At 67.1% G+C, this 21,035-nt stretch carries 19 protein-coding genes; 15 read left to right on the top strand and 4 right to left on the bottom strand.

What is annotated here, in order from left to right:
• The first annotated feature begins 69 nt into the window (after positions 1 to 69).
• The 8 genes from AZC_RS10170 to AZC_RS10135 all read left to right on the top strand — a co-directional run bounded on the left by AZC_RS10170 (position 70) and on the right by AZC_RS10135 (position 9,235).
• Entirely contained in the window at positions 70 to 1,032 is a 963-nt protein-coding gene (locus tag AZC_RS10170) for an NAD-dependent epimerase/dehydratase family protein (RefSeq protein WP_012170489.1), read from the top strand.
• Entirely contained in the window at positions 1,029 to 1,790 is a 762-nt protein-coding gene (locus AZC_RS10165) for an SDR family oxidoreductase (protein WP_012170488.1), read from the top strand. Before AZC_RS10170 ends, AZC_RS10165 begins: the two co-directional genes overlap by 4 nt.
• Positions 1,787 to 3,220 carry an NAD(P)-binding domain-containing protein gene (locus tag AZC_RS10160; protein ID WP_012170487.1) on the top strand — a complete coding sequence of 478 codons (1,434 nt, stop codon included), beginning with the start codon at positions 1,787 to 1,789 and terminating at the stop codon, positions 3,218 to 3,220. The genes AZC_RS10165 and AZC_RS10160 overlap by 4 nt, the downstream gene beginning before the upstream one ends.
• A gap of 87 nt (positions 3,221 to 3,307) precedes the next feature.
• Positions 3,308 to 4,939: an ABC transporter substrate-binding protein gene (locus AZC_RS10155; protein ID WP_012170486.1), complete on the top strand. Its 1,632-nt coding sequence runs from the start codon at positions 3,308 to 3,310 to the stop codon at positions 4,937 to 4,939.
• Entirely contained in the window at positions 4,936 to 5,967 is a 1,032-nt protein-coding gene (locus AZC_RS10150) for an ABC transporter permease (protein ID WP_012170485.1), read from the top strand. The genes AZC_RS10155 and AZC_RS10150 overlap by 4 nt, the downstream gene beginning before the upstream one ends.
• Positions 5,964 to 6,812 (top strand): ABC transporter permease, encoded by an 849-nt coding sequence (locus AZC_RS10145; protein ID WP_012170484.1) that lies wholly within the window; start codon positions 5,964 to 5,966, stop codon positions 6,810 to 6,812. The genes AZC_RS10150 and AZC_RS10145 overlap by 4 nt, the downstream gene beginning before the upstream one ends.
• Complete coding sequence (locus AZC_RS10140) at positions 6,809 to 8,455, top strand: dipeptide ABC transporter ATP-binding protein (RefSeq protein WP_012170483.1); 1,647 nt, start codon at positions 6,809 to 6,811, stop codon at positions 8,453 to 8,455. The genes AZC_RS10145 and AZC_RS10140 overlap by 4 nt, the downstream gene beginning before the upstream one ends.
• 30 nt (positions 8,456 to 8,485) lie before the next feature.
• A complete protein-coding gene (locus AZC_RS10135; RefSeq protein ID WP_043879185.1) occupies positions 8,486 to 9,235 on the top strand; it encodes a 2-keto-4-pentenoate hydratase in 750 nt (249 codons plus the stop codon).
• Between the two features lie 35 nt (positions 9,236 to 9,270).
• Here AZC_RS10135 and AZC_RS10130 read toward each other — a convergent pair whose 3' ends face one another.
• Both AZC_RS10130 and AZC_RS10125 read right to left on the bottom strand, forming a co-directional pair.
• On the bottom strand, positions 9,271 to 10,653 hold the full coding sequence (locus tag AZC_RS10130) for a sensor histidine kinase (protein WP_043879184.1): 1,383 nt from the start codon (positions 10,651 to 10,653) through the stop codon (positions 9,271 to 9,273).
• Positions 10,631 to 11,293, bottom strand: a complete 663-nt coding sequence (locus AZC_RS10125; RefSeq protein ID WP_012170480.1) for a response regulator transcription factor — start codon at positions 11,291 to 11,293, stop codon at positions 10,631 to 10,633. Before AZC_RS10125 ends, AZC_RS10130 begins: the two co-directional genes overlap by 23 nt.
• A 124-nt stretch (positions 11,294 to 11,417) precedes the next feature.
• Between AZC_RS10125 and AZC_RS10120 the strand changes: the two genes are divergently transcribed.
• The 4 genes from AZC_RS10120 to AZC_RS10105 all read left to right on the top strand — a co-directional run bounded on the left by AZC_RS10120 (position 11,418) and on the right by AZC_RS10105 (position 15,265).
• Positions 11,418 to 12,194 (top strand): ABC transporter ATP-binding protein, encoded by a 777-nt coding sequence (locus tag AZC_RS10120; RefSeq protein ID WP_043879183.1) that lies wholly within the window; start codon positions 11,418 to 11,420, stop codon positions 12,192 to 12,194.
• 10 nt (positions 12,195 to 12,204) lie between these two features.
• Complete coding sequence (locus tag AZC_RS10115; RefSeq protein ID WP_012170478.1) at positions 12,205 to 13,071, top strand: ABC transporter permease; 867 nt, start codon at positions 12,205 to 12,207, stop codon at positions 13,069 to 13,071.
• A gap of 106 nt (positions 13,072 to 13,177) precedes the next feature.
• Positions 13,178 to 14,194, top strand: a complete 1,017-nt coding sequence (locus AZC_RS10110; RefSeq protein ID WP_012170477.1) for an ABC transporter substrate-binding protein — start codon at positions 13,178 to 13,180, stop codon at positions 14,192 to 14,194.
• A gap of 114 nt (positions 14,195 to 14,308) precedes the next feature.
• On the top strand, positions 14,309 to 15,265 hold the full coding sequence (locus AZC_RS10105) for a LysR family transcriptional regulator (protein ID WP_012170476.1): 957 nt from the start codon (positions 14,309 to 14,311) through the stop codon (positions 15,263 to 15,265).
• A 34-nt stretch (positions 15,266 to 15,299) separates the two neighbouring features.
• Here AZC_RS10105 and AZC_RS10100 read toward each other — a convergent pair whose 3' ends face one another.
• Entirely contained in the window at positions 15,300 to 16,622 is a 1,323-nt protein-coding gene (locus tag AZC_RS10100) for an MFS transporter (protein ID WP_043879182.1), read from the bottom strand.
• A gap of 285 nt (positions 16,623 to 16,907) precedes the next feature.
• Here AZC_RS10100 and AZC_RS10095 point away from each other — a divergent pair, with 285 nt between their 5' ends.
• Positions 16,908 to 18,149 carry a Zn-dependent hydrolase gene (locus tag AZC_RS10095; protein ID WP_043879181.1) on the top strand — a complete coding sequence of 414 codons (1,242 nt, stop codon included), beginning with the start codon at positions 16,908 to 16,910 and terminating at the stop codon, positions 18,147 to 18,149.
• An 8-nt stretch (positions 18,150 to 18,157) separates the two neighbouring features.
• Complete coding sequence (locus AZC_RS10090) at positions 18,158 to 18,553, top strand: RidA family protein (RefSeq protein ID WP_012170473.1); 396 nt, start codon at positions 18,158 to 18,160, stop codon at positions 18,551 to 18,553.
• A gap of 7 nt (positions 18,554 to 18,560) precedes the next feature.
• Here AZC_RS10090 and AZC_RS10085 read toward each other — a convergent pair whose 3' ends face one another.
• The gene (locus AZC_RS10085) at positions 18,561 to 19,736 is read right to left on the bottom strand and encodes an amidohydrolase (RefSeq protein WP_043879180.1); all 1,176 of its coding nucleotides are present in this window, start codon (positions 19,734 to 19,736) and stop codon (positions 18,561 to 18,563) included.
• Between the two features lie 259 nt (positions 19,737 to 19,995).
• On the opposite strand from AZC_RS10085, the gene AZC_RS10080 reads away from it, so the two are divergent.
• Positions 19,996 to 20,961, top strand: a complete 966-nt coding sequence (locus tag AZC_RS10080) for an ABC transporter substrate-binding protein (RefSeq protein WP_162470324.1) — start codon at positions 19,996 to 19,998, stop codon at positions 20,959 to 20,961.
• Positions 20,962 to 21,035 lie beyond the last annotated feature (74 nt).

The raw sequence follows: 21,035 nt of genomic DNA, 5'->3' as shown, positions 1-21,035 counted from the left end.
TAGTCCCGCTGACCGACCCTCCCTCTCGAAGACTTGCCTTTCGGGCGGGCTGACCTCGGGGGGTAGACAGTGCGGGTTGTGGTGGCGGGCGGAACCGGCTTCGTCGGCTTGAACATCGCGGCCGCCTTCCATGGCGCCGGCCATGAGGTCGTTCTGTTCGACCGTTCGGCGCCGCCGCCGCTGTTCACCCTCCCCATCCGCTTTGAGCAGGGCGATGTGCGCGACCCGCAGGCGGTGGTCCGCGCCATGTCCGCCGGCACGGATCTGCTGATCCTCGGGGCCGCCATCACCGCCGGGGCGGAGCGCGAGACGCGCGAGCCGGAGACGATCCTCTCCGTCAATCTCGGCGCCCTGCCCGGCCTCATGGAAGCCGCGCGCGCGGCCGGGGCGCGCCGCATCATCAATCTCAGCTCCGCCGCCGCCTACGGGGCCGCCGCATCGGTGGCGGACGTTATGGATGAGGCCGTCGCCTGCGATCCGCAGGGGCTCTACAGCATCACCAAGTTCGCTTCCGAGCGGGTGGTTGCCCGGCTCGCGGACCTCTGGGGCCTGGAAGCCGTCAGCGTCCGGCTCAGTGCCGTCTTCGGTCCCTGGGAGCGGGCGACGGGCGTGCGGGACACGCTGAGCCCTCAGGCGCAGATGCTGGATGCGGCACGCAACAGGCAGCCTGCCTTGCTCGCCCGCCCCGGCCTGCGAGACTGGATCTATGCGCCCGACGTTGCGGAGGCAGTGCTGGCGCTCGCCACCGCGCCGCATTGGACCGCGCCCGTCTACAACGTCTCGACCGGCACACGCTGGAGCACCCTGGACTGGGGCCGCGCGCTCGCCGCTCACATGCCCGGCTTCACTTGCCGTCTCGCAGAGGCGGGCGAGACGCCGACAATCGACCTGCACTCCGCCACCGACCGGCCGCCGCTGGCGGTCCATCGCCTTGCCGCCGACATCGGCTGGAACGCGCGCTTCGGCTGCGCCGACAGCGCCAGCCATCTCGCCCATTGGGCGCGCACGCTCCAGAACGAGGCCATCGCATGACGCTTCAAGGCCGCATCGCCGTCATCACCGGCGCCGCTTCCGGGATCGGCCGCGCCACCGCTGCCCGCCTTGCTGACGCGGGAGCCGCCGTGGCGCTGGTGGACCGGGACGCGGAGGGGCTTGCCGCCACCGCCGACGCGATCACGCAGGCGGGCGGACAGGCGCTGGTGCTCCCCGGCGACGTGGGCGCTCCGGAGGCGGTGGAGGCCGCCGCCGCTCAGGTGCGCGGGACCTATGGCGGCATCGACATCCTCATCGCGGCGGCCGGCATGTCGGTGGGCGGCACGGTGCTCACCACGAGGCCCGAGGATTGGGACGCGGTGTTCCGCGCCAATGTGGGCGGCACGTGGCTCTGGGCGCGGGCGGTCATCCCGTCCATGCGCGAGCGGGGTGGCGGCGCCATCGTCACCTTCTCGTCCCAGTTGGCGCTGGCCGGCGGGCGCGGCAATAGCGCCTATGTGGCCGCCAAGGGCGCCATCCTCAGCCTGACCCGCACCATGGCCCTCGATTTCGCCGCGGACAACATCCGCGTCAACGCCATCGCGCCCGGCGCGGTGGAGACCCCCATGCTCGCCCGCGGCTTCGGCCGGCAGGCGGACCCAGACGCCGCGCGCGAGGCCTCCCGCCAACGCCACGCGCTCGGCCGGTTCGGGACCGCGGACGAGATCGCACAGGCCGCGCTCTATCTGGCGAGCGATGCCTCTTCCTTCATCACGGGTACGACCCTCGCGGTCGACGGCGGATGGCTTGCCTCATGACGACGACATTCGGAAGCACTGATGGCCTGCGGGCTCTGGAGCAGCAGGTTCGGGACGATCTGGCGCGGATCGCCCACCCCAAGGCCCCCTGGGTCAAGCCTCGGACCGCGCCCGGCGGCAAGCCTGCCTATGACGTGGTGATCGTCGGCGGCGGCCAGTGCGGCCTTGGGACCGCCTTCTGCCTGCAGCGCTCCAAGGTGGACAACATCCTCGTGCTGGATCAGGCGCCGCGCGATCTGGAAGGCCCGTGGCGGACCTATTCGCGCATGCTCACCCTGCGCAGCCCCAAGGACTTCACCGGCCCGGACATGGACATCCCCAGCCTGACCTATCAGGCCTGGCACGAGGCCCGGTACGGGAAGGAAGCCTGGACGGAGCTCAAGCTCATCCCCAAGGATCTGTGGGCCGACTATCTGCTGTGGTACCGCGACGTGCTGGACCTGCCGGTGCGCAATCTCTGCCAGGTGACGGACATCGGCCCCGCCGATGGCCTGCTGGCCCTCACCGTGAACACGCCGGACGGCGTCGAGACCATCTACGCCCGCAAGGTGGTGCTCGCCACCGGCCAGGAAGGCATGGGCAACTGGACCCTCCCCGCCGAGCTGGAGCGCCTGCCGGAGCATCTGCGGGCCCGCTCCTCCGACATGATCGATTTCGATGCGCTGAAGGGAAAGACGGTCATCGTGATCGGCGCCGGCGCCTCGGCCTTCGACAATGCCGCAACCGCGCTGGAGGCCGGCGTCGGCGAGGTGATGCAGCTCTGCCGCCGCTTCGAGCCGCAGCTGGTGCAGCCCTATCTGTGGTTCACCTTCCGTGGCTTCATGCGCCACCTGAGCGAACTCACCGACGAATGGCGCTGGCGCTTCATGAGCCGCGCCCTGCGCCTGCGGGAAGCCTTCCCCCAAGCCACTTACGACCGCTGCGCCCGCCACGCCAATTTCCACCTGACCACCGGCGCCGGCCTCATCGACGCTTACGAGCAGGACGGTCGCGCCGTGGTCTCCACGCAGGCCGGGACTTTCACGGCGGATTATGTGATCGCCTGCACCGGCATCGGCATGGATTTCGGTGCGCGCCCCGAGTTGAAGCGTTTTGCCCATAATATCGCCACCTGGGGCGATCGCTACACGCCGCCGGACCATGAGAAGGAAGCCCGTCTTTCGCAGTTCCCCTATCTGGCGGAGGACTATGCCTTCGAGGAGAAGACAGCCGGCGAAACGCCCTGGGTGAGCGACATCCACCTCTTCTCCATTGCCTCCACCATGAGCTTTGGTGCCTCCGGATCGTCCATCAACGCCATGACGACGGCCATTCCGAAGCTGGTCCACGGCCTCACCCGCGACCTGTTCCAGGACGACCTCGACCAGTTCTGGGCGGACTTCCAAGCCTACGACGTTCCGCAGGCCGTGGTGCGCAAGCTGGAGGCGTGAACGCCAACGGCATACCAATTGCATACATCGGTGGCGGCGTACTCCAGCGCCGCACCGCCCGTGTTCCCCTTCCAGGAGAGCTTGCCGATGATCGACGTGTTCCTGAAACCCACACGCCGCCAGTGGCTCATGGGCGCAACGGCCCTCGTTGCAGTGAGCCTGACGGCGCCCGCCGCCCACGCCCAGAGCCGCGCGGAGACCCTGCGCTATGTCACGGGCGCGGTGGTGAACACGCTCGACCCAACCATGCCCGGCTCCACGCGCGAAGCATTCGCGGTGAGTCTCAGCACCTATGACCGGCTGGTCTCCTTCGGACGCAAGCAGCTCAACGGCAAATGGGTGTTCGATCTCGACACCGTGCGCGGCGAACTGGCGGAAAGCTATGACGTGAGCCCGGACGGGCTCAAGATCACCTTCCACCTGCGCAAGGACGCCAAGTTCCAGGACGGCACGCCGGTGACGGCGGAGGACGTGAAGTGGTCGCTCGACCGCGCGGTGACGGCCAATTCGCTCGCCAAGGCGCAGTTGCTCACCGGCTCGCTCACCAGCCCCGACCAGTTCAAGGTGATCGATCCCTACACCTTCGAGGTGACGCTGCCCAAGCCTGACAAGCTGGCGCTGCCGAACCTTGCCACCGTCTATCCGGTGATCTTCAATTCCAAGGTCGCCAAAGCCCATGCCACGGCGGACGACCCGTGGGCGCAGAACTGGCTGAAGGAGAATACCGCCGGCTCCGGCGCCTTCGTCATCGAGACCTTCAAGCCCGCCGAGCAGGTGATCCTCAAGCGCAACGATGCGTGGAACCGCGGCCCCGCCAACAGCCAGGCCGCGTTCAAGCGCCTCATCGTGCAGACCGTGCCGGAAGCCTCCACCCGCGCCAATCTGGTGGAGCGCGGCGACGCCGACATCGTCATCGACCTTCAGCCCACGGATGCCGCGGCGCTGGAAGCCAAGGGCAAGCTGAAGGTGATCTCCACCCCGCAGTACAATGCGATCTCCTTCATCTCGTTCAACAACAAGATCCCGCCGTTCGACAATGTGAACGTGCGCAAGGCCATCGCTTATGCGCTGCCCTATGACGACATGTTCAAGGCTGCCCTGTTCGGACGCGGCTTCCCGCTCTATGGCGCCACCTGGACGGACGGCAAGGCGCCCTCCGGCGGCTTCCCCATTCCGCAGCCGGTGAAGCTGGACCTTGCCAAGGCCAAGGAATATCTCGCCGCCGCCGGAATGCCGGACGGTTTCTCCACCACCTTCTCCTTCAATGTGGGACAGGCGAACGTCGCCGAGCCCATGGCGGCGCTGCTGAAGGAGTCGCTGGCCAAGATCGGCATCAAGGTGGAGATCCAGAAGCTCCCCGACGCCCAGATGTCCACGCTGATCAACGAGAAGAAGCTGCCCTTCTTCACCGAGAACATCGTCGCCTGGCTGCCGTCGATGGATTATTTCTACCGGAATTTCTACATCGGCAATATCCGCTGGAATTACTCCTCGCTGGACAATCCGCAGATCACCGAGATCGCGCAGGCCGCGCGCTTCGAGCAGGACAAGGCGAAGTATGAGGCCATGGGCCGCGAGCTCAATACCCTCAACTTCGAGATCATGCCGCAGATCCCGATCTGGCAGGCCTCTCAGGATGCGGTGATGGCCCCCTCCATCGAGGGCTACACCTACCAGTTCCACCGGCAGGTGGACTATCGCGACCTGAGCCGCAAATGAGCCAGGTCGCCCTCACGGCGCGGCGGGCGGGACGACGGTTTCTGTCGTCCCTACCGGCCCTCCTCGGCGTGCTCGTCTTCACATTCCTTCTGATGCGCGTTCTGCCCGGCGATCCGGCGGTGTTCTTCGCCTCCGGCCCCACCGCCGGCAAGGAGGAGATCGAAACGATCCGCAAGCAGATGGGCCTCGACAAGCCCATGCCGGAGCAGCTCGGGCGCTATCTCGTGGATGTCGCGCAGGGCAATCTCGGGCGTTCGCTCACAACCGGCCAGCCGGTGTCGGCAGACCTTAAGGAGCGTCTGCCGGCCTCGCTGGAACTGACGTTTGCCGCCCTCTTCATCGCCCTCCTCTCGGCGGTGCCGCTCGGCATCGCGGCAGCGCTGCGACCCGGTTCGGTGGTCGATCACGGCGTGCGCCTGCTCTGCGCGCTGGGCGTGTGCGTGCCCACCTTCGTGTCGGGCCTGCTGCTGATCTATGTCTTCTATTACCTGCTCGGCTATGCGCCTGACCCGACCGGACGCGTGGACATCTTCACCAGCCTTCCACCGCGCGCCACCGGCTTCCTGCTGATCGACTTCGCATTGGCCGGCGATTTCGAGGGCTGGAGGGCCGCCGCGAGCCAGCTCGTGCTGCCGGCCTTCACCATGGCGCTCTTCGTGGTGGCCCCGCTCGCCCGCATCACCCGCGCCGCCATGCTCTCTTCGCTGGGCAGCGATTTCGTGCGCACGGCCCGCTCCATCGGCCTCTCCCGCTGGCGGATCATCGTCGTCTATGCGCTGCGCAACGCCATCCTGCCCGTGCTCACCATCACCGGCATCGTCTTCTCCACCATGCTCGGCGCCAATGTGCTGGTGGAGAAGGTCTTCTCCTGGCCCGGCGTCGCTTCCTACGCGCTCGATGCGCTGCTCGCCTCGGATTATGCGCCGGTGCAGGGCTTCGTGCTGCTGATGGCCTTCATCTTCGTCCTCGTGAACCTGGTGATCGACATTCTCTACGGCATCGCCGACCCCCGGATTTCGGTCGAATGAGCACCGCAACCTTGCGCCATGCCGCCTTCGTGCTGCGCGGCAATCCCCTCACCGCCATCGCCGCCTTCGCGACGGGCCTGCTCGTGCTCGTCGCCCTCTTCGGCCCGGTGCTGGTGCCTTATGATCCCATCGCTTCCGATGTCGCCCATGCGCTCGAGGCACCAAGCGCCGCCCACTGGGCGGGCACGGACCAATTGGGTCGCGACGTCTTCAGCCGCCTCGTCGTGGCGGCGCGGCTGGATCTCGCCATCGCCGCCTCGGCGGTGGTGCTGTCGTTTGCGCTCGGCGCGGTGATCGGCAGCATCTGCGGCTATGCGGGCGGGCGGCTCGACCGCGCGGTGGGCCGTTTCGTGGACGTGCTGATGGCCTTCCCGCTGTTCGTGCTCGCCATGGCCATGGTGGCGGCGCTGGGCAACCGGGTGGAAAACATCGTCATCGCCACGGCGATCATCAACCTGCCCTTCTACATCCGCTTTGCCCGTGCCGAGGTGAACGTGCGCCGCTCCGCCGGCTGGGTGGAGGCCGCGCGCGCCTGCGGCGACAGCCATCTCTCGGTGGTGCTGCGCTTCCTCCTGCCCAACATCCTGCCGGCCATGGCGGTGCAGATCTCGCTCAACCTCGGCTGGGCGATCCTGAATGCGGCTGGGCTCTCCTTCATCGGCCTCGGCGTGAAGCCGCCGACACCGGAATGGGGGATCATGGTGGCGGAGGGGGCACGCTTCATCTCCACCGGCAAGTGGTGGCTGGTGGCCTTCCCCGGCCTCGCGCTGATGCTGTGCGTGCTGTGCTTCAACCTGCTGGGTGACGGCCTGCGCGACATTCTGGACCCGAGGATGCGCACATGACCCAATCCCTCCTGCGCATCGAGGATCTCGCCGTCACCTTCTCCACCCGGCGCGGGCCAGTGGAGGCGGTGAAGGGTATCGACCTTGACCTTGCCCCCGGCCAGACGCTCGGCATCGTGGGCGAGAGCGGCTCGGGCAAGTCGGTGACGGCCTTTGCCGTGACGCGGCTGCTCGATGCCGCCGGCCGCATCACGCGCGGCCGCGTCGTGTTCCGGGGCGAGGACATCAGCCGTGCCTCGCACAAGACGCTGCAGGCCATCCACGGCGCCGCCATCTCGATGATCTTCCAGAACCCGCGTGCGGCGCTGAATCCCATCCGCACCGTGGGTCTCCAACTCGCCGATGCATTGCGCGCCCATCGCACCCTCTCGGACAAGGAGGCCCGAGAAAAGGCGCTGGAGCTGCTGAAGACCGTGCTCATCCGCGAGCCGGAAAAGCGGCTCGACGCCTATCCGCATGAACTGTCCGGCGGCATGTGCCAGCGGGTGATGATCGCCATGGCCATCGCCTGCGAGCCCGCCTTGCTGATCGCCGACGAGCCGACCACCGGCCTCGACGTGACGACGCAGAAGACGGTGATGGACCTCATCGCGCGTATTACGCGCGAGCGGCAGATGGCGGTGATCCTCATCACCCACGACCTCGGTCTTGCCGCGCAATATTGCCAGGACGTGGTGGTGATGGAGCAGGGCCGCATCGTGGAGCGCGCCCCACCCGAGATGCTGTTCCGCGCGCCGCAGCACGCCTACACCCGCCGCCTTGTCGCCGCCTCACCCACGCCGACCTCCCGCGTGGAGGATCTGGTGGCGGATCCGGAGCACCATGTGCCCCTGCCGGCCGAACCCGTGCGCGTGAAGCCGCCGGCCGGCACCCCGCCGCTGCTGGAGGTGCAGGACCTCGTGAAGCGTTATGACGGCGGCATCACCGCCGTGGGTGGCGTATCCTTCAGCCTCGCGGCGGGTGAAAGCGTCGGCCTCGTGGGCGAGAGCGGCTCGGGCAAGAGCACCATCTCGCGGATGATCTGCCGCCTCATCGACCAGACCGAAGGCGAGATCGTCTTCGATGGCCGTTCCATCGGCGGCATTCCGGCACGGGAGTTCCACCGCTCGGAATTCCGGCGGCAGATCCAGATCGTGTTTCAGGATCCGCACGACAGCCTCAACCCGCGCTTCTCCGCTTTTGACGCCATCGCCCATCCCCTGCGGCGGCTCGACAACATGTCCGGCAAGGCGCTGCGCGACCGGGTGCTGGACTGCGCGGAGAAGGTGGGGCTGCCGGCGCATCTGCTGGAGCGCTTCCCGCACCAGCTTTCCGGCGGCCAGAAGGCGCGCGTCGGCATCGCCCGCGCCATCTCGGTGCGCCCGCGCCTGCTGGTGCTGGACGAACCCACCGCCGCGCTCGACGTGTCGGTGCAGGCGGTCACGCTCCAGTTGCTGGAGCGGCTGCGGCGGGAGGAACAGCTCGCCTTCCTGTTCGTCAGCCACGATCTCAACGTGGTGCGCATGATGTGCGCGCGCAGCATTGTGTTGCAGAACGGGCGGGTGGTGGAACAGGGCGAGAGCCGGCGGCTGTTCGAGGCGCCGGAAAGCGATTACACCCGCACCCTGCTCGCCGCCGTCCCGCATTTCGCCGGGGCGGCTTGAGCAGAGCCCACATAGCCCCGAGGAATGCTGATGGTCGCGTCTCATCTGGAAGCCAGCGTGGATGCGCTGGCCGAAGCCCGTCGCTCGAACACGCAGATCGACGGTCTGGCGCAGGCTCCCGCCTCCACGGACGAGGCCCATGCCATCCAGGACGTCGTTTTCGCGCGGCTCGGACTCGAAATCGGCGCCTACAAGGCGTCCACGCCCGTGGGGGCGCCGGAGAAGCGCGGTCTGATCCCGGCGGGCATGGTGCGCCAAAGCCCGGCGGCCATGCCCGCCGTCCAGGTTCCGCACTGCGGCGTGGAGGCTGAGGTTGCCTTCCGCTTCCTGCGCGACCTGCCGCCGCGCGAGACGCCCTATACACGCGAAGAGGTGGCAGCGGCCACGTCCGTTCTGCCCGCCATCGAGGTGCTGTCCAGCCGTTTCCGCTCGCCGCGCACACGGCCGGAACTGGAGCAGCTTGCCGATTGCATGATCAACGGCGGGCTTGTGCTCGGCGCAGAAACAAAGAACTGGTCGCACCTGGACCTGCCCCGCCTCGAGGTGACTCTCACGATCAATGGCGAGACGGTGCTTCAGCGCACCGGCGGCCATCCTACCGACGACCCGCTGGGCATCACGGTGGCGCTGGTCAACATGATGCGCATCGCCGGCGGCGTGAAGGCGGGGCAGTCGGTCGCGACCGGAAGCTGGTCGGGCATGCTGTTTCTGAAGCCCGGCGACACCTGCGTCGCATCCTTCTCCGGCCTCGGCACGGCGGAAGTCACCTTCTCCGCCTGATCGCGCCGCAGTGCCACCCGGCCCGGCCGGGTGGCTCAGGCCTCGCGGGCTGGCGCCACGGCAAGCACCAGGCTCACGCAAAACAGGCCTTCGCGCATCTCAAAGCGGATGCCCCCGCCATGCGCCCGCGCCACTTCGGCCGCGATGGCGAGCCCGAGACCCGATCCATGGGAACCCTCACCGCGCTGGAACGGCGCGCAGAGGCGCTCGCGCTCGCCATCGGGAATGCCCGGTCCATCGTCGCCCACGGTGACCACTGCATGGGCTTGGTCCCCGCCAACCTCGACGGCGAGCCGCGCCCTCGCCCCGTGGACGACCGCATTGTGGATGAGGTTGGCGATGGCCTCCCGCAGGCTGATGGGGTCTCCGGCAATCGTCACCTCGCCGGGCGCCGGCACGAAGGTGATGCTCACCTCCCGCTCAAGGCTCAGGGGCACCGTCTGCGCCAGAACCGACTTGGCCAGCGCATTGAGCTCCACCGGCTGCAGCCGCGCCGTCTCCATCCGATGCAGCACCATGGCGTGATCGAGCAACTGGCTGGCGAGGCGCCCCACATCCGCAATGCGGTTCCGCAGCGGGTCCATCCGCGCCGGATCGTCCAGTTCGTCGCTTAAGAGTTCCGCTTCGGCATCGATAGCTGCGAGCGGCGTGCGGATCTGGTGGGCGGCATCGGCGATGAAGCGCTGCATCATGACGATCCGCTCCTCCAGCCGGCGCATGAACCCGTCGATGGCGCCAACCAGCGCCCGCACCTCCCGTGGAGGCGAGACCTGGATGGGACGCAGGTCATCGGGCCGTCGGCCGGCGATCTCGCCCTCAAGCCGCGTCAGAGGCGAAAACGCGAGGCCCAGGGAGAGGGCCGTTGCCAGAAGGCCGAGCAGGCTCATCACGGCGATGAGCGCGACGGCCTTGGTGGTCAGATCCCAGGCCAGGGCTTCCCGGGCCCGCATGGTCTGGGCAAGCACGATCTCCGCCCAGCCGCCGCCCGCGTCCTCCAGTTGCTTGCCGAGGGCCGCGATACGCACCGGCTGCCCCTGATAGGTGCCGTCGCGCAGGACGACGCCGCGGTGCAGCGCGGCGCCGCCGACCCCCTTCGCCAGATCGTCATAGCCCGCCACCACGACCCCGCGCGGGTCGGTGACGCGATAGAAGACAAGGTCATAGGCCGAGAGCGTGGAAAAGGCGGCGGCCGGGGGGTCCAGCGCCACAACGCCCCCCTGCACGTAGACGTTTTCCGCAATCTGCACCGCGCCGCCGATAAGCAGCTTGTCATAGGCATCGCGCGCCGCGACCTTGGCATATTCCCACGCCGCGAAGCTCAGCAGCAGCGCGCCCAGCGCCAGCATGATGCCGACGAGGGCGAGGATGCGCGCGCGCAGCGAGGTGCGCAGGCTTTCAAGTCGCGAGCTGATAGCCAAGGCCGCGCTCTGTCCGGATCTCGACTGGCGTCGCGGCAAGCTTGCGGCGCAGGCGCGCCACGAACTGCTCCACGGCATTGGGGCTCGGGTCCTGATCGAAGCTGAAGAGCTGCTCCACCAATTCTTCCTTCGGCACGAACCGGCCGGGGCGGGAGGCGAGGATTTCCAGAACGGTCAGCTCGCGCCGGGTCAGGTCGAGCGCCTTGCCCTCGACGCTTGCGGTGCGGCCGGCCCGGTCGATGGTCAACGGGCCAAGCCGCAGCAGATTGTCCGACTGGCCCGCCGCCCGGCGCAGCAGCGCGCGGGCGCGGGCTTCCAGCTCGCGATAATCGAACGGCTTGATCAGATAGTCATCGGCGCCGAGATCGAGGGCGCTGATGCGGTCGTCGACGGCGGACCGGGCGGTGAGCACCAGCACCGGCGTGCGCACCCCACGCCCGCGCAACCCCTTGAGAACGCTGAACCCATCCTGCCGAGGCAGCATCACGTCCAGCACAACGAGATCATAGCTTTGCACTTCCAGAAGCTCGGCCGCGGTGCGCCCGTCGCGCTCCCAGTCCACCGCGTAACCAATGCGCTCGAACCGCTTCGCGATGGCGCGGCCGATCTCTTCGGTGTCCTCGACCAGCAGGATGCGCATGGCTCTTCGTCGGCTGGAGTCAGTTTCGTGTCAGTGAATGCCCGTATCGTTCTTACCAAGGCTGCCAGAGTGCACCAAACAAAATTCGCCACGGCGCAGAGCCCGGTGGCGGCAGGGAGGACGGATGAACGCGCATCAGCCGCAATCTATCGGCGCGCCTTTGCTTTCGGTCGAAGGTGTCACGCTCCAGTACAAGACGCCGGGCTCGCTGGTTACGGCCACCTATCGTGTCGATTTCGACGTCTATGACAGCGATCGCTTCGTGCTGCTCGGTCCGTCGGGCTGCGGCAAGTCCACCCTGCTGAAGGCTATCGGCGGCTATCTCCGGCCGACCGAAGGCAAGATCCGCCTCAAGGGCCACGAGGTGAAAGAGCCCGGCCCCGACCGCATGATGGTGTTCCAGGAGTTCGACCAGCTCCTGCCTTGGAAGACCGTTCGGGAGAATGTGGTCTTCGCCCTCACCGCCAGCGGCCGCCTCGAGGGTGCGGAGGCACAGGAACGGGCCGCCGCTTATATCGATAAGGTGGGCCTCACCAAGTTCATCGACAGCTATCCGCACATGCTCTCGGGCGGCATGAAGCAGCGTGTCGCCATTGCGCGCGGCATGGCCATGGAGCCGGACGTGCTGCTCATGGACGAGCCGTTCGCGGCGCTCGATGCGCTCACCCGACGCAAGATGCAGGACGAGTTGCTCCAGCTCTGGGAGGACACGCGCTTCACGGTGCTGTTCGTGACGCACTCCATCGAGGAGGCCATCAAGATCGGCACCCGCATCCTCCTGCTGTCGCCACATCCCGGCCGCGTGCGCGCGGAGCTGAACAGCGTGCCGGCCGAGGCCATGGGCACCCCGGCGGCGGTGCAGCTGGAAACCCGCATCAACGACATGCTGTTCGGGCACTGAGGAGACGATCATGAGCGAGACCCTTCTCCTGCGCCCCGAGATCATCAAGCCCGACACCACCGCCGGCGACGTGCAGGTGGAGGCGAGCCTCTCCTGGTTCGAGCGCATCTACGGCATCGGCGCCGTGCGCAAGGCCTTCATCCTGCTGGTGCTGGCGGGGCTCTGGGAAGCCTATGGCCGCTGGCTCGGCAATCCCCTGCTGTTCCCCACCTTCACCGAGACGCTGACCGCCCTCATCGACAACATCGCCAACGGGGTGATCCCCCAGCGCGTGCTGGTGTCGTTGCAGACGCTGCTCATCGGCTACGGCATCGGCATCGTGCTCGCCGCCATCCTGACGACGCTGGCCATCGGCTCCCGCCTCGGTGCCGACCTGCTGGAGGCGCTGACCTCCATGTTCAACCCGCTTCCCGCCATCGCGCTGCTCCCGCTGGCGCTCATCTGGTTTGGACTCGGTCAGGGCAGCGTCATCTTCGTGCTCGTCCATTCCGTGCTGTGGGCCATAGCGCTCAACACGCATTCCGGCTTCCGCTCGGTCTCCAACACCATGCGGATGGTCGGCATGAATTACGGGTTGCGGGGCCTCAAGCTGGTGCGCCTCATCCTGATCCCCGCCGCCTTCCCGGCCATCCTCACCGGCCTCAAGGTGGGTTGGGCCTTCGCCTGGCGCACGCTGATCGCCGCCGAGCTGGTGTTCGGCGTATCCTCCGGCTCCGGCGGCCTCGGCTGGTTCATCTTCGAGAACCGCAACCAGCTCGAGACCTCCAACGTCTTCGCCGGCCTCCTGACGGTGATCCTGATCGGCCTCATCGTGGAGAACGTCGGCTTCGCCACCATCGAGCGCAAGACCGTGCGCCGCTGGGGCATGCAGCACTGAATGCGGGTGGGCGGCCGGCGTGCCGGCCGGCCGCCCGAGACAGCCAGGCACGAGCCCGATCCATATTCGCGAACAACAGCCGACAAGGCACATGGGAGGAAACCACATGAGCATCCTAAAAACCTTGCGGGCGCTCGCGCTCGCCGCGGCCGCTCTCGTCGCCGCCGTCCCCGCAGCGCGGGCCGAGGTGAAGGAAGTCCGCATCTCCAAGGGCTACGGCATCCTCTATCTGCCGCTCATCGTCATGGAAGACCAGAAGCTGTTGGAGAAGCAGGCCGAGAAGGCCGGCCTCGGCCCGCTCAAGGTCACGTGGCTGATGCTCGATGGCGGCAATGTCATCAATGACGCCATGATGGCCGGCTCGCTCGATTTTGCTGGCACCGGCGCGCCCGGCTTCATCACGCTCTGGGCCAAGGCGAAGGGCATCCCGAACGTGGAGGTGGTGGGCATCAGCGGCCTCAGCGCCACCGCGCTGTGGATGAACACCAACAGCCCGAACATCAATTCGCTCAAGGACTTCAAGGCGGGCGACAAGATCGCCCTTCCCGGCATCAAGACCTCGCTCTCGGCCGTGGTGCTGCAGATGATGGCGGCGCACGAATTCGGCCGCGAGAACTATGCCAAGCTCGACCCGCTCACGGTGAGCCTGCCCCACCCCGAGGCGCTCGCGGCCCTCGTCGGCGGCAAGACCGAGATCAATGCCCACTTCACTTCGCCGCCCTTCTCCTATCTGGAGCTGAAGGACCCAAAGGTGCATCGGGTGGCAAATTCCGTCGATGTCATCGGCCCCATCACGCTCGACGTGACGTTTGCGCCGAAGAAGTTCGTGGATGCCAATCCGAAGGTCACGCAGGCCTTCCTCGACGCGCTGGATGAGGCGGATGCCTTCATCGCCGCCAACAAGCAGGCAGCGGCCGAGATCTACGTGCGGAACGCCAAGGTGAAGACCTCCGTGGAGGAGATCCTTGAAATGCTGAACGACAAGGATACGCGCTTCTCCACGACACCGGACGGCATCATGCAGTTCGCCGACTTCATGCACGCTGCCGGCTCCATCAAGGTCAAGCCGAAGGCCTGGAGCGATCTGTTCATTCCCCAGCTTGCCAGCCGCAAGGGCAGCTGACCGGCAAAGGGCACCGGAGGACCGGTGCCCTTCCCCAGTGGATCGGGCCAGCAACCGGGCTGGCCCTTACGCATCCGGCAGGGGTAGGATGGACAGGCATCACAAGGGCCGAAAATGCCGCCATCCCGCCACTGGACGCACGGGCTCGACTGGAACCTGCTGCGCACGTTCCTCGTGATCGCCGAAGAGCGGAGCGTAACGCGCGCCGCCGAGCGCCTGCTGCTCCAGCAGCCGAGCGTCAGCGCCGCTTTGAAGCGGTTGGAAGAGACCTGCGAGTGCCGGCTCTTCGAGCGGGGCTGCCGGCCCATGCGTCTCACGCCGCAGGGCGAGGCGCTCTACCAGCAGTGCCGCGAACTCTATCGCGCCATCCTCACTCTCGATCCCGGCATCGCCCCCTCTTCCAGCAGCCTGACCGGGCTGGTGCGGATCGAGATCGTGACCCATCTGGTGAATAGCGGGCTTGATGCGGTTGTGCGGCGGCTCAACGCCAAGCACCCCGGCATTTCCTACAATGTGGAAGTGTCCAGCAGCTACGGCATCGTGCGGGCCGTCTCGCAGCAGCTCACGCCCTTCGGCATCTGCCTTCTGGCCAAACCCCTTCCCACGCTCTCTTGCCGGTTCCTGTTCCGCGAGCGGTTCGGCGTCTTCTGTGGGCGCGGCCATCGCCTGTTCGGCGTGGAAGCGATCGACTTCGACGCCATCCGCAACGAACCCTGGGTCTCGTTCGCCTGCGCCGAGGTGTCCAACTCGCTGGAGCCGATGCTGACCCTGCGCCTCGGCGCCGATATCGCCCGCCGGGTGGTGGCGACGAGCCCCGACCTGTTCGAGGTCAGGCGCTTCGTCAACGCTGGCGTCGGCATCGGCACTCTGCCGCTGGAAGCGGCGGCGCGGGATGTGGCGGAAGGCGCACTGTGGCCCCTCCCCCTCCCCGGCCTCGATGCGCTGGGCGCCGACGTCTATTTTCTCTCCAATCCGGCGCTCCGCTACAGTCCCGCGGAGCAGGCCTTCATGGAGGAAATGTCGGCGTTCGAGGATGCGAACGCCGACATAGAGGCACCGGTCGGGCCGTGAGTGATCGCGGGAGCCGGCCGCTCCCGCCCGCACGTCAGTGCGCTTCGGCGAGATCGGCCTTCAGCGTCTCCACCAGCATCAGCAGCGCGATGGTCGAGATGGCAGCCGAGCCGATCATGTACCAGGCGACCGACGATCCCGTGCCGGTCGCCTGAAGCAGTGCCGTGGTGACGATGGGCGTCGCCGCGCTGCCCAGCACGCCGGAGAGCATGTAGCTGATGGACAGGCCCGAATAACGCACCTTGGTGCCGAACAGCTCCGCGAGGAAGGTGGCGATCGGCCCGTAATTGGCGGCGAACGCCGTCATCATCAGCAGATAGCCGACCAGCGCGAGGCTGAAGACCTTGGTGTCCATGAGCCAGAACAGCGGGAAGGCAACGATGGCCTCCGCGATGATGCCGCCGACGATCACCGGCTTGCGGCCGATCACGTCGGAGAGGAGGCCGAAGGCCGGAAGCAGCAGCAGGCAGGCACCGCAGGACAGGAGCGCGATGGAGAGCATCTCATTGCGCGAGAAGCCCAGCGTCTGCGTGCCATAGGTGAGGCCGAAGGCGACGATGAGATTGAAGGAGGTGCCGGTGGACATGGTGGCGACACCGCCCAGAACCACCCGCTTCCAGTTCTTCGCCATCAGCGCGACGAAAGGAACGCTCGCTTGCGCGCCCGCCGTCTTCACCTTCTGGAAGGACGGCGTCTCGGCCGTGTTGAGCCGCACGTAAAGCCCGACCGCCACCAGCAGGATGCTGACCAGGAATGGAATGCGCCAGCCCCAGGAGACGAGCGCCTCCGTGGACATGAGCGCATTGGCGATGAGGAAGGCGAAATTGGCGAGCAGCGTGCCGGCGGGCACGCCGATCTGCACCCAGGAGCCATAGAGGCCCCGGCGGTTGTCCGGCGCATGTTCCACCGCCATGAGCACCGCACCACCCCATTCGCCGCCCAGCGCGAGGCCCTGAATGAGCCGGAGCGTCAGAAGGAGGATCGGAGCCCAAATGCCGATGACCGAATAGTTCGGTAGGAGGCCTATGGCGAAGGTGGCGAGCCCCATGATGAGCAAAGAGGTCAACAGCATGGACTTGCGGCCGAGCCTGTCGCCGAAGTGGCCGAAGAGCGCCGCACCAACGATGCGCGCAAGATAGGCCGAAGCGAAGGTGCCGAACGCCAGCAGCGTGCCGGCGAGCGGATCGAAGCTCGGAAAGAACACCTTGTTGAAGACGAGCGCCGATGCGGTGCCGAAGACGAACAGATCGTACCACTCGACGGTGGTGCCGATGACGCTCGCGAAGGCGATCTTGCGCATGCTGCGTGGCTGGGGCGCGCGGGCCGCGGTGGCGCGCACGGGGACATGGTCGTTCATCGGGTCCGCCTCTGGTGATTGTCGGGTCGGACCGGGCAGCATCCATCGAGACCACGGCGCGCGCCGTGGCCAGTATCTTCGGATGTGACCGGAACCTTGGCCGGTCGTTGTGCCGGCCCTGCGGGGCACTCTCGTTGAAGTCGCCGCGGCACGCCAATCGATATTCGATATGGTCTGCATTGCCGGTTTCTATTTTCCGCCATCGCAGAGCCGCTCTAGAACAGATGTCATCGCGGCGTGGCCGGCAGGCACAGCCGTTCCCTTACAGGCAGCAAGGTCCGACAGATGCATCGCCACGCCAACCTGCGTCCCAACATGGATCGGCTCTGGTCCACGCTCGCGCGCTCGGCCGAGATCGGCACGACAGCGCGTGGCGGGCTGCGCCGCCTCGCGCTCACGGCCGAGGATGGCGAAGTGCGCCGCGTCTTTCAGCGCTGGTGCGAGGAAGCGGGCTGCCAGCTCACCGTCGATGGCATCGGCAACATGTTCGCGGTGCGACCGGGGCAGGAAGCTGACGGCAAGGTGGTGCTGGTGGGCAGTCATCTTGACACCCAGATCAAGGGCGGCCGCTTCGACGGCATCCTCGGCGTTCTGGCCGGCCTCGAAGTGATCCGCACCCTGAACGACCACGGCATCGAGACCCGCCTGCCCGTGGCGGTGGTGAACTGGACCAATGAGGAAGGCGCCCGTTTCGAGCCGCCCATGATCGGCTCGGCCATCTTCACTGGCGACAAGAGCCTCGATTTCGCGCTCTCGCGCACCGACAAGGACGGCATCACCCTTGGGGCCGCCCTCGATGCTATCTCCTTCCGCGGCACCGGCGGCCTGCGGCCGGACCAATGCGACAGCCTGTTCGAGCTGCATATCGAGCAGGGACCGCGTCTGGATGCGGCGAAGATCCAGCTCGGCGTCGTTACCGGCGCCTTCGCGGTGCGCGGCTTCGTGGTGGAGGTGATCGGCGAGACCGGCCACGTCGGCCCCACGCCCATGCCCGACCGGCACAATGCGCTGGTCGGCGCGGCCCATGTCACGCTGGCCATCGAGGAGATCGGCTGGGAGCTTCATCCCACCGGCGGCAAGTCCACCACCATGCGCCTTGTGGCCGAGCCGAACCTGCTCGGCATCCTGCCGGATCGGGTGGAGATGACCTGCGACATGCGCCATCCCGACAATGCGGTGGTCTCGCAGGCGCTGGAGCGCTTCATCGCGCGGCTCCCCGAGCTTGAGGCGAAGTCCCGCTGCAAGATCCGCCTTCATGAGGGCTGGTCCTATGGCGGCATGGCCTTCGACAGGGATCGCGTCGGCCTCGTGCGCGGCGCGGCCGAAGCCCTGGGCTATACGCACATGGATATGCTGACAGAGGCCGGTCACGACGCCATGCACGTGGCCAACCACCTGCCCACGGCGATGATCTTCACCCCCTGCGAGGGCGGCCTCTCCCATAACGAACTGGAGAATGTCACCCTCGCTGATATTGAGCCGGGCGTGAACGTGCTGCTTCAGGCCGTGCTCGCGCGCGCCGCGTGAGACGAACCATGTCCGCCCCCGAAATCATCGAGGTGCCCGTGGTGTCCGAGGCGATCCGTCGCCTCGGCGCCCCCACGTCCGCGCTGGTGCGCGCGGGCGGCCTCCTCTTCACCTGCGGCATGCCGCCCCTCGACCTCGCAACCGGCGCCATCGTAGGCGGTCCCATCGAGGTTCAGGCGGAATGTTCGCTGGACGCTCTTGCCTTTGCCCTCGCCCACGCTGGCTCCTCGCTGGACCGCGTGGTGAAGGCCACCGTCTTCGTCACCGACCCGGCTCTGATGGGCCCCGTCAACCGGATCTATGCGGCCCGCTTCACCGGCGGCTTTCCCGCGCGCACCTCGGCCGCTATCAAACCCTGGTCCCAGCCCTTCGACATCGAGATCGAGTGCGTGGCTATGGCGTGAGCGGGCCTCACACCTGCCGAACACCGCCCTTCATCACCAGCGTGGGCAGGCGGCGCTCCACCACGATCTGGGGCACGGTCTCCACGTCGAAGGCGAGCAAGTCCGCCGGTGCGCCGGGCGCAAGCGTGCCCGGCCCGAGGCCCGTCACGGCATGGGGAATGCGGGTGACGTGATCGATGAGGCCGGCGATGTCCGCGTCCGTCCGCAAGCCGAAGCGGTAGGTGGCAAGCATCGTGCGGTCGGCCATGCCGACGACGCTCGCCGGATTCCAGCAGTCGCGCACATTGTCCGAGCCGAAGAAGACGCTGACGCCAGCCTCCCGCAGCCGCAGGAGCGGCGGACAGCGGTCCCCGCCAGGAATGCTGGAGAGGATGGCAACGCCCGCCTCCCGCAGCAGGCCCGCCACCGCGTCGAAGGCGCGTGCATCGGCATCCGCCAGCGCGAAGGCATGGCTGATGGTGACGGTGCCTCCGAGGCCCGTCACCTTCGTGCGGTGCGCAATCTCCATGATCTCGGACAGGCCGGCTTCGCCCCCATCATGCAGATGGATGTCGATGCCCCGTCCGTGGCGCTCGGCGAGCCCGAAGACCACATCGAGCGGCGCGTGGAGATCGCCGTCATGGCCCAGCGGGTCGAGGCCGCCCACAAGATCGGCGCCCATGCGCAACGCCTCCTCCAGCAGATCAGCCACCGGCGGGCAGGAGAGGATGCCGCTCTGGGGAAAGGCGACGATCTGGATGTCCACCCGTCCGCGCCAGCGCTCCCTGATCTCCAGCACCTGTGCCAGATAATCGAGCCGCGTCACGTCGTCGATGTCCACATGCGTGCGCAGGCTGGTGGTGCCGTGGCGCAGCGCCAATTCCAGCAGCTTCTCGGCGCCGCGTTCCGCCAGTGTCGAGCACTCGCCGCGCCGGAACGCCTTCTCCGCCTCGATCCGGGCCCGGACGGACGGCGCGGCGTCATGGGGCCGCCAGGGCAGGCCGAGCAGCGTCTTGTCGAGATGCAGATGGCCATCGGTGAAGCCCGGCAGCACGACCGCGTTCGCAAGATCGAGGCTCTCCCGCGCCGGAGGAACGGGGGCGCCCTCTTCCTCGATCAATGCGATGCGCCCATCGGCGATGCCGATGACGACGCGCCGCCCGTCCGACAGGCGGGCCTTGCGCAGCAAGAGATCGAGGTCCATCGGCATTCTCCCGTACTCCCTGCTCATTCCACCTGCGGCCCGCGACTGAAAGCCGACTGAAAGCTTCCTTCGGGTAAAAGGTTCATACGGCAGAAAGCCGAACCAAGAGAAGAATGCCGCAAGGCACCATCATTTGAGGAAACGCGGGCGAATATCGCCCCCAAGGGAAGGCCCAGCCATGTCCACATTCCGTGCATCCCGCAAGGCGGGATCGCGCCTCAAGGCGTTTGTCGGCACCCTCGCTCTTGCCACGGGCCTTATGGCCTCGTCCGGCGCCTTCGCCGAAAAGCTCACCATCATCGTCGGCGGCATGGAGAAGCAGATCTATCTGCCCGCCGCCCTCACCCGCGAGCTCGGCTATTTCAAGGATGAAGGGCTCGATGTCGAGCTGATCAATTCCCGCGCCGGCGTCGAGGCCGAGAATGAGCTGCTCGCGGGCGCCGTGCATGGCGTGGTGGGCTTCTATGACCACACCATCGACCTTCAGGCGAAGGGCAAGTACCTGAAATCCATCGTACAGTTCAGCCAGGCGCCCGGTGAGGTGCAGCTCGTCTCCACGAAGTATGCCGATGAGATCAAGTCTCCGGCGGACTTCAAGGGCCGGACGCTGGGCGTGACCGGCCTCGGCTCCTCCACCGACTTCCTCACCCGCTATCTCGCCTCGCGCGGCGGGCTGAAAGCCGGCGATTACACGCTGCTGCCGGTGGGTGCCGGCAACACCTTCATCGCCGCCATGAAGCAGGACCAGATCCAGTCCGGCATGACAACGGAACCGACCATCGGTCAGCTGCTCAAGACCGGGCAGGCGAAGATCCTCGTCGACATGCGCACGCCGGAAATGACGGCAGCGGCGCTCGGCGGGCCTTATCCGGCGGCCTCCTTCTATGTGCAGCAGTCCTGGCTCGACGCCCATCCCGACGAGGCGCAGAAACTCGCCAATGCCTTCGTGAAGACCATGCGCTTCATCGCCAGCCATTCGGCGGCGGAGATCGCCGACAAGATGCCCAAGGATTATTACGTCGGCGACAAGGACCTCTACATTCAGGGTCTCGCCGCGGGGAAGGCGCAGTTCACCCCCGACGGCCGCATGCCGAAGGACGGGCCTGAGACGGTGCTGAAGGTGCTCCAGGCCTTTGCCAAGAACGTGCAGGGCAAGCAGATCGACCTGTCCAAGACCTACACCACGAGCTTCGTGGACAACGCGGCCAAGGCCCTCGGCAACTGAGGCTTTAAGCCGTCCTCGGCGCCGGCCGCTCCACCTGAGACCGCCGGCGCCGTCCAGCCAGAAATTCCCAAACC

Origin of the sequence: Azorhizobium caulinodans ORS 571 (assembly GCF_000010525.1) — a bacterium.
GTDB classification, from domain to species: Bacteria; Pseudomonadota; Alphaproteobacteria; order Rhizobiales; family Xanthobacteraceae; genus Azorhizobium; species Azorhizobium caulinodans.
This window is presented reverse-complemented; position numbering and strand designations above follow the sequence as displayed.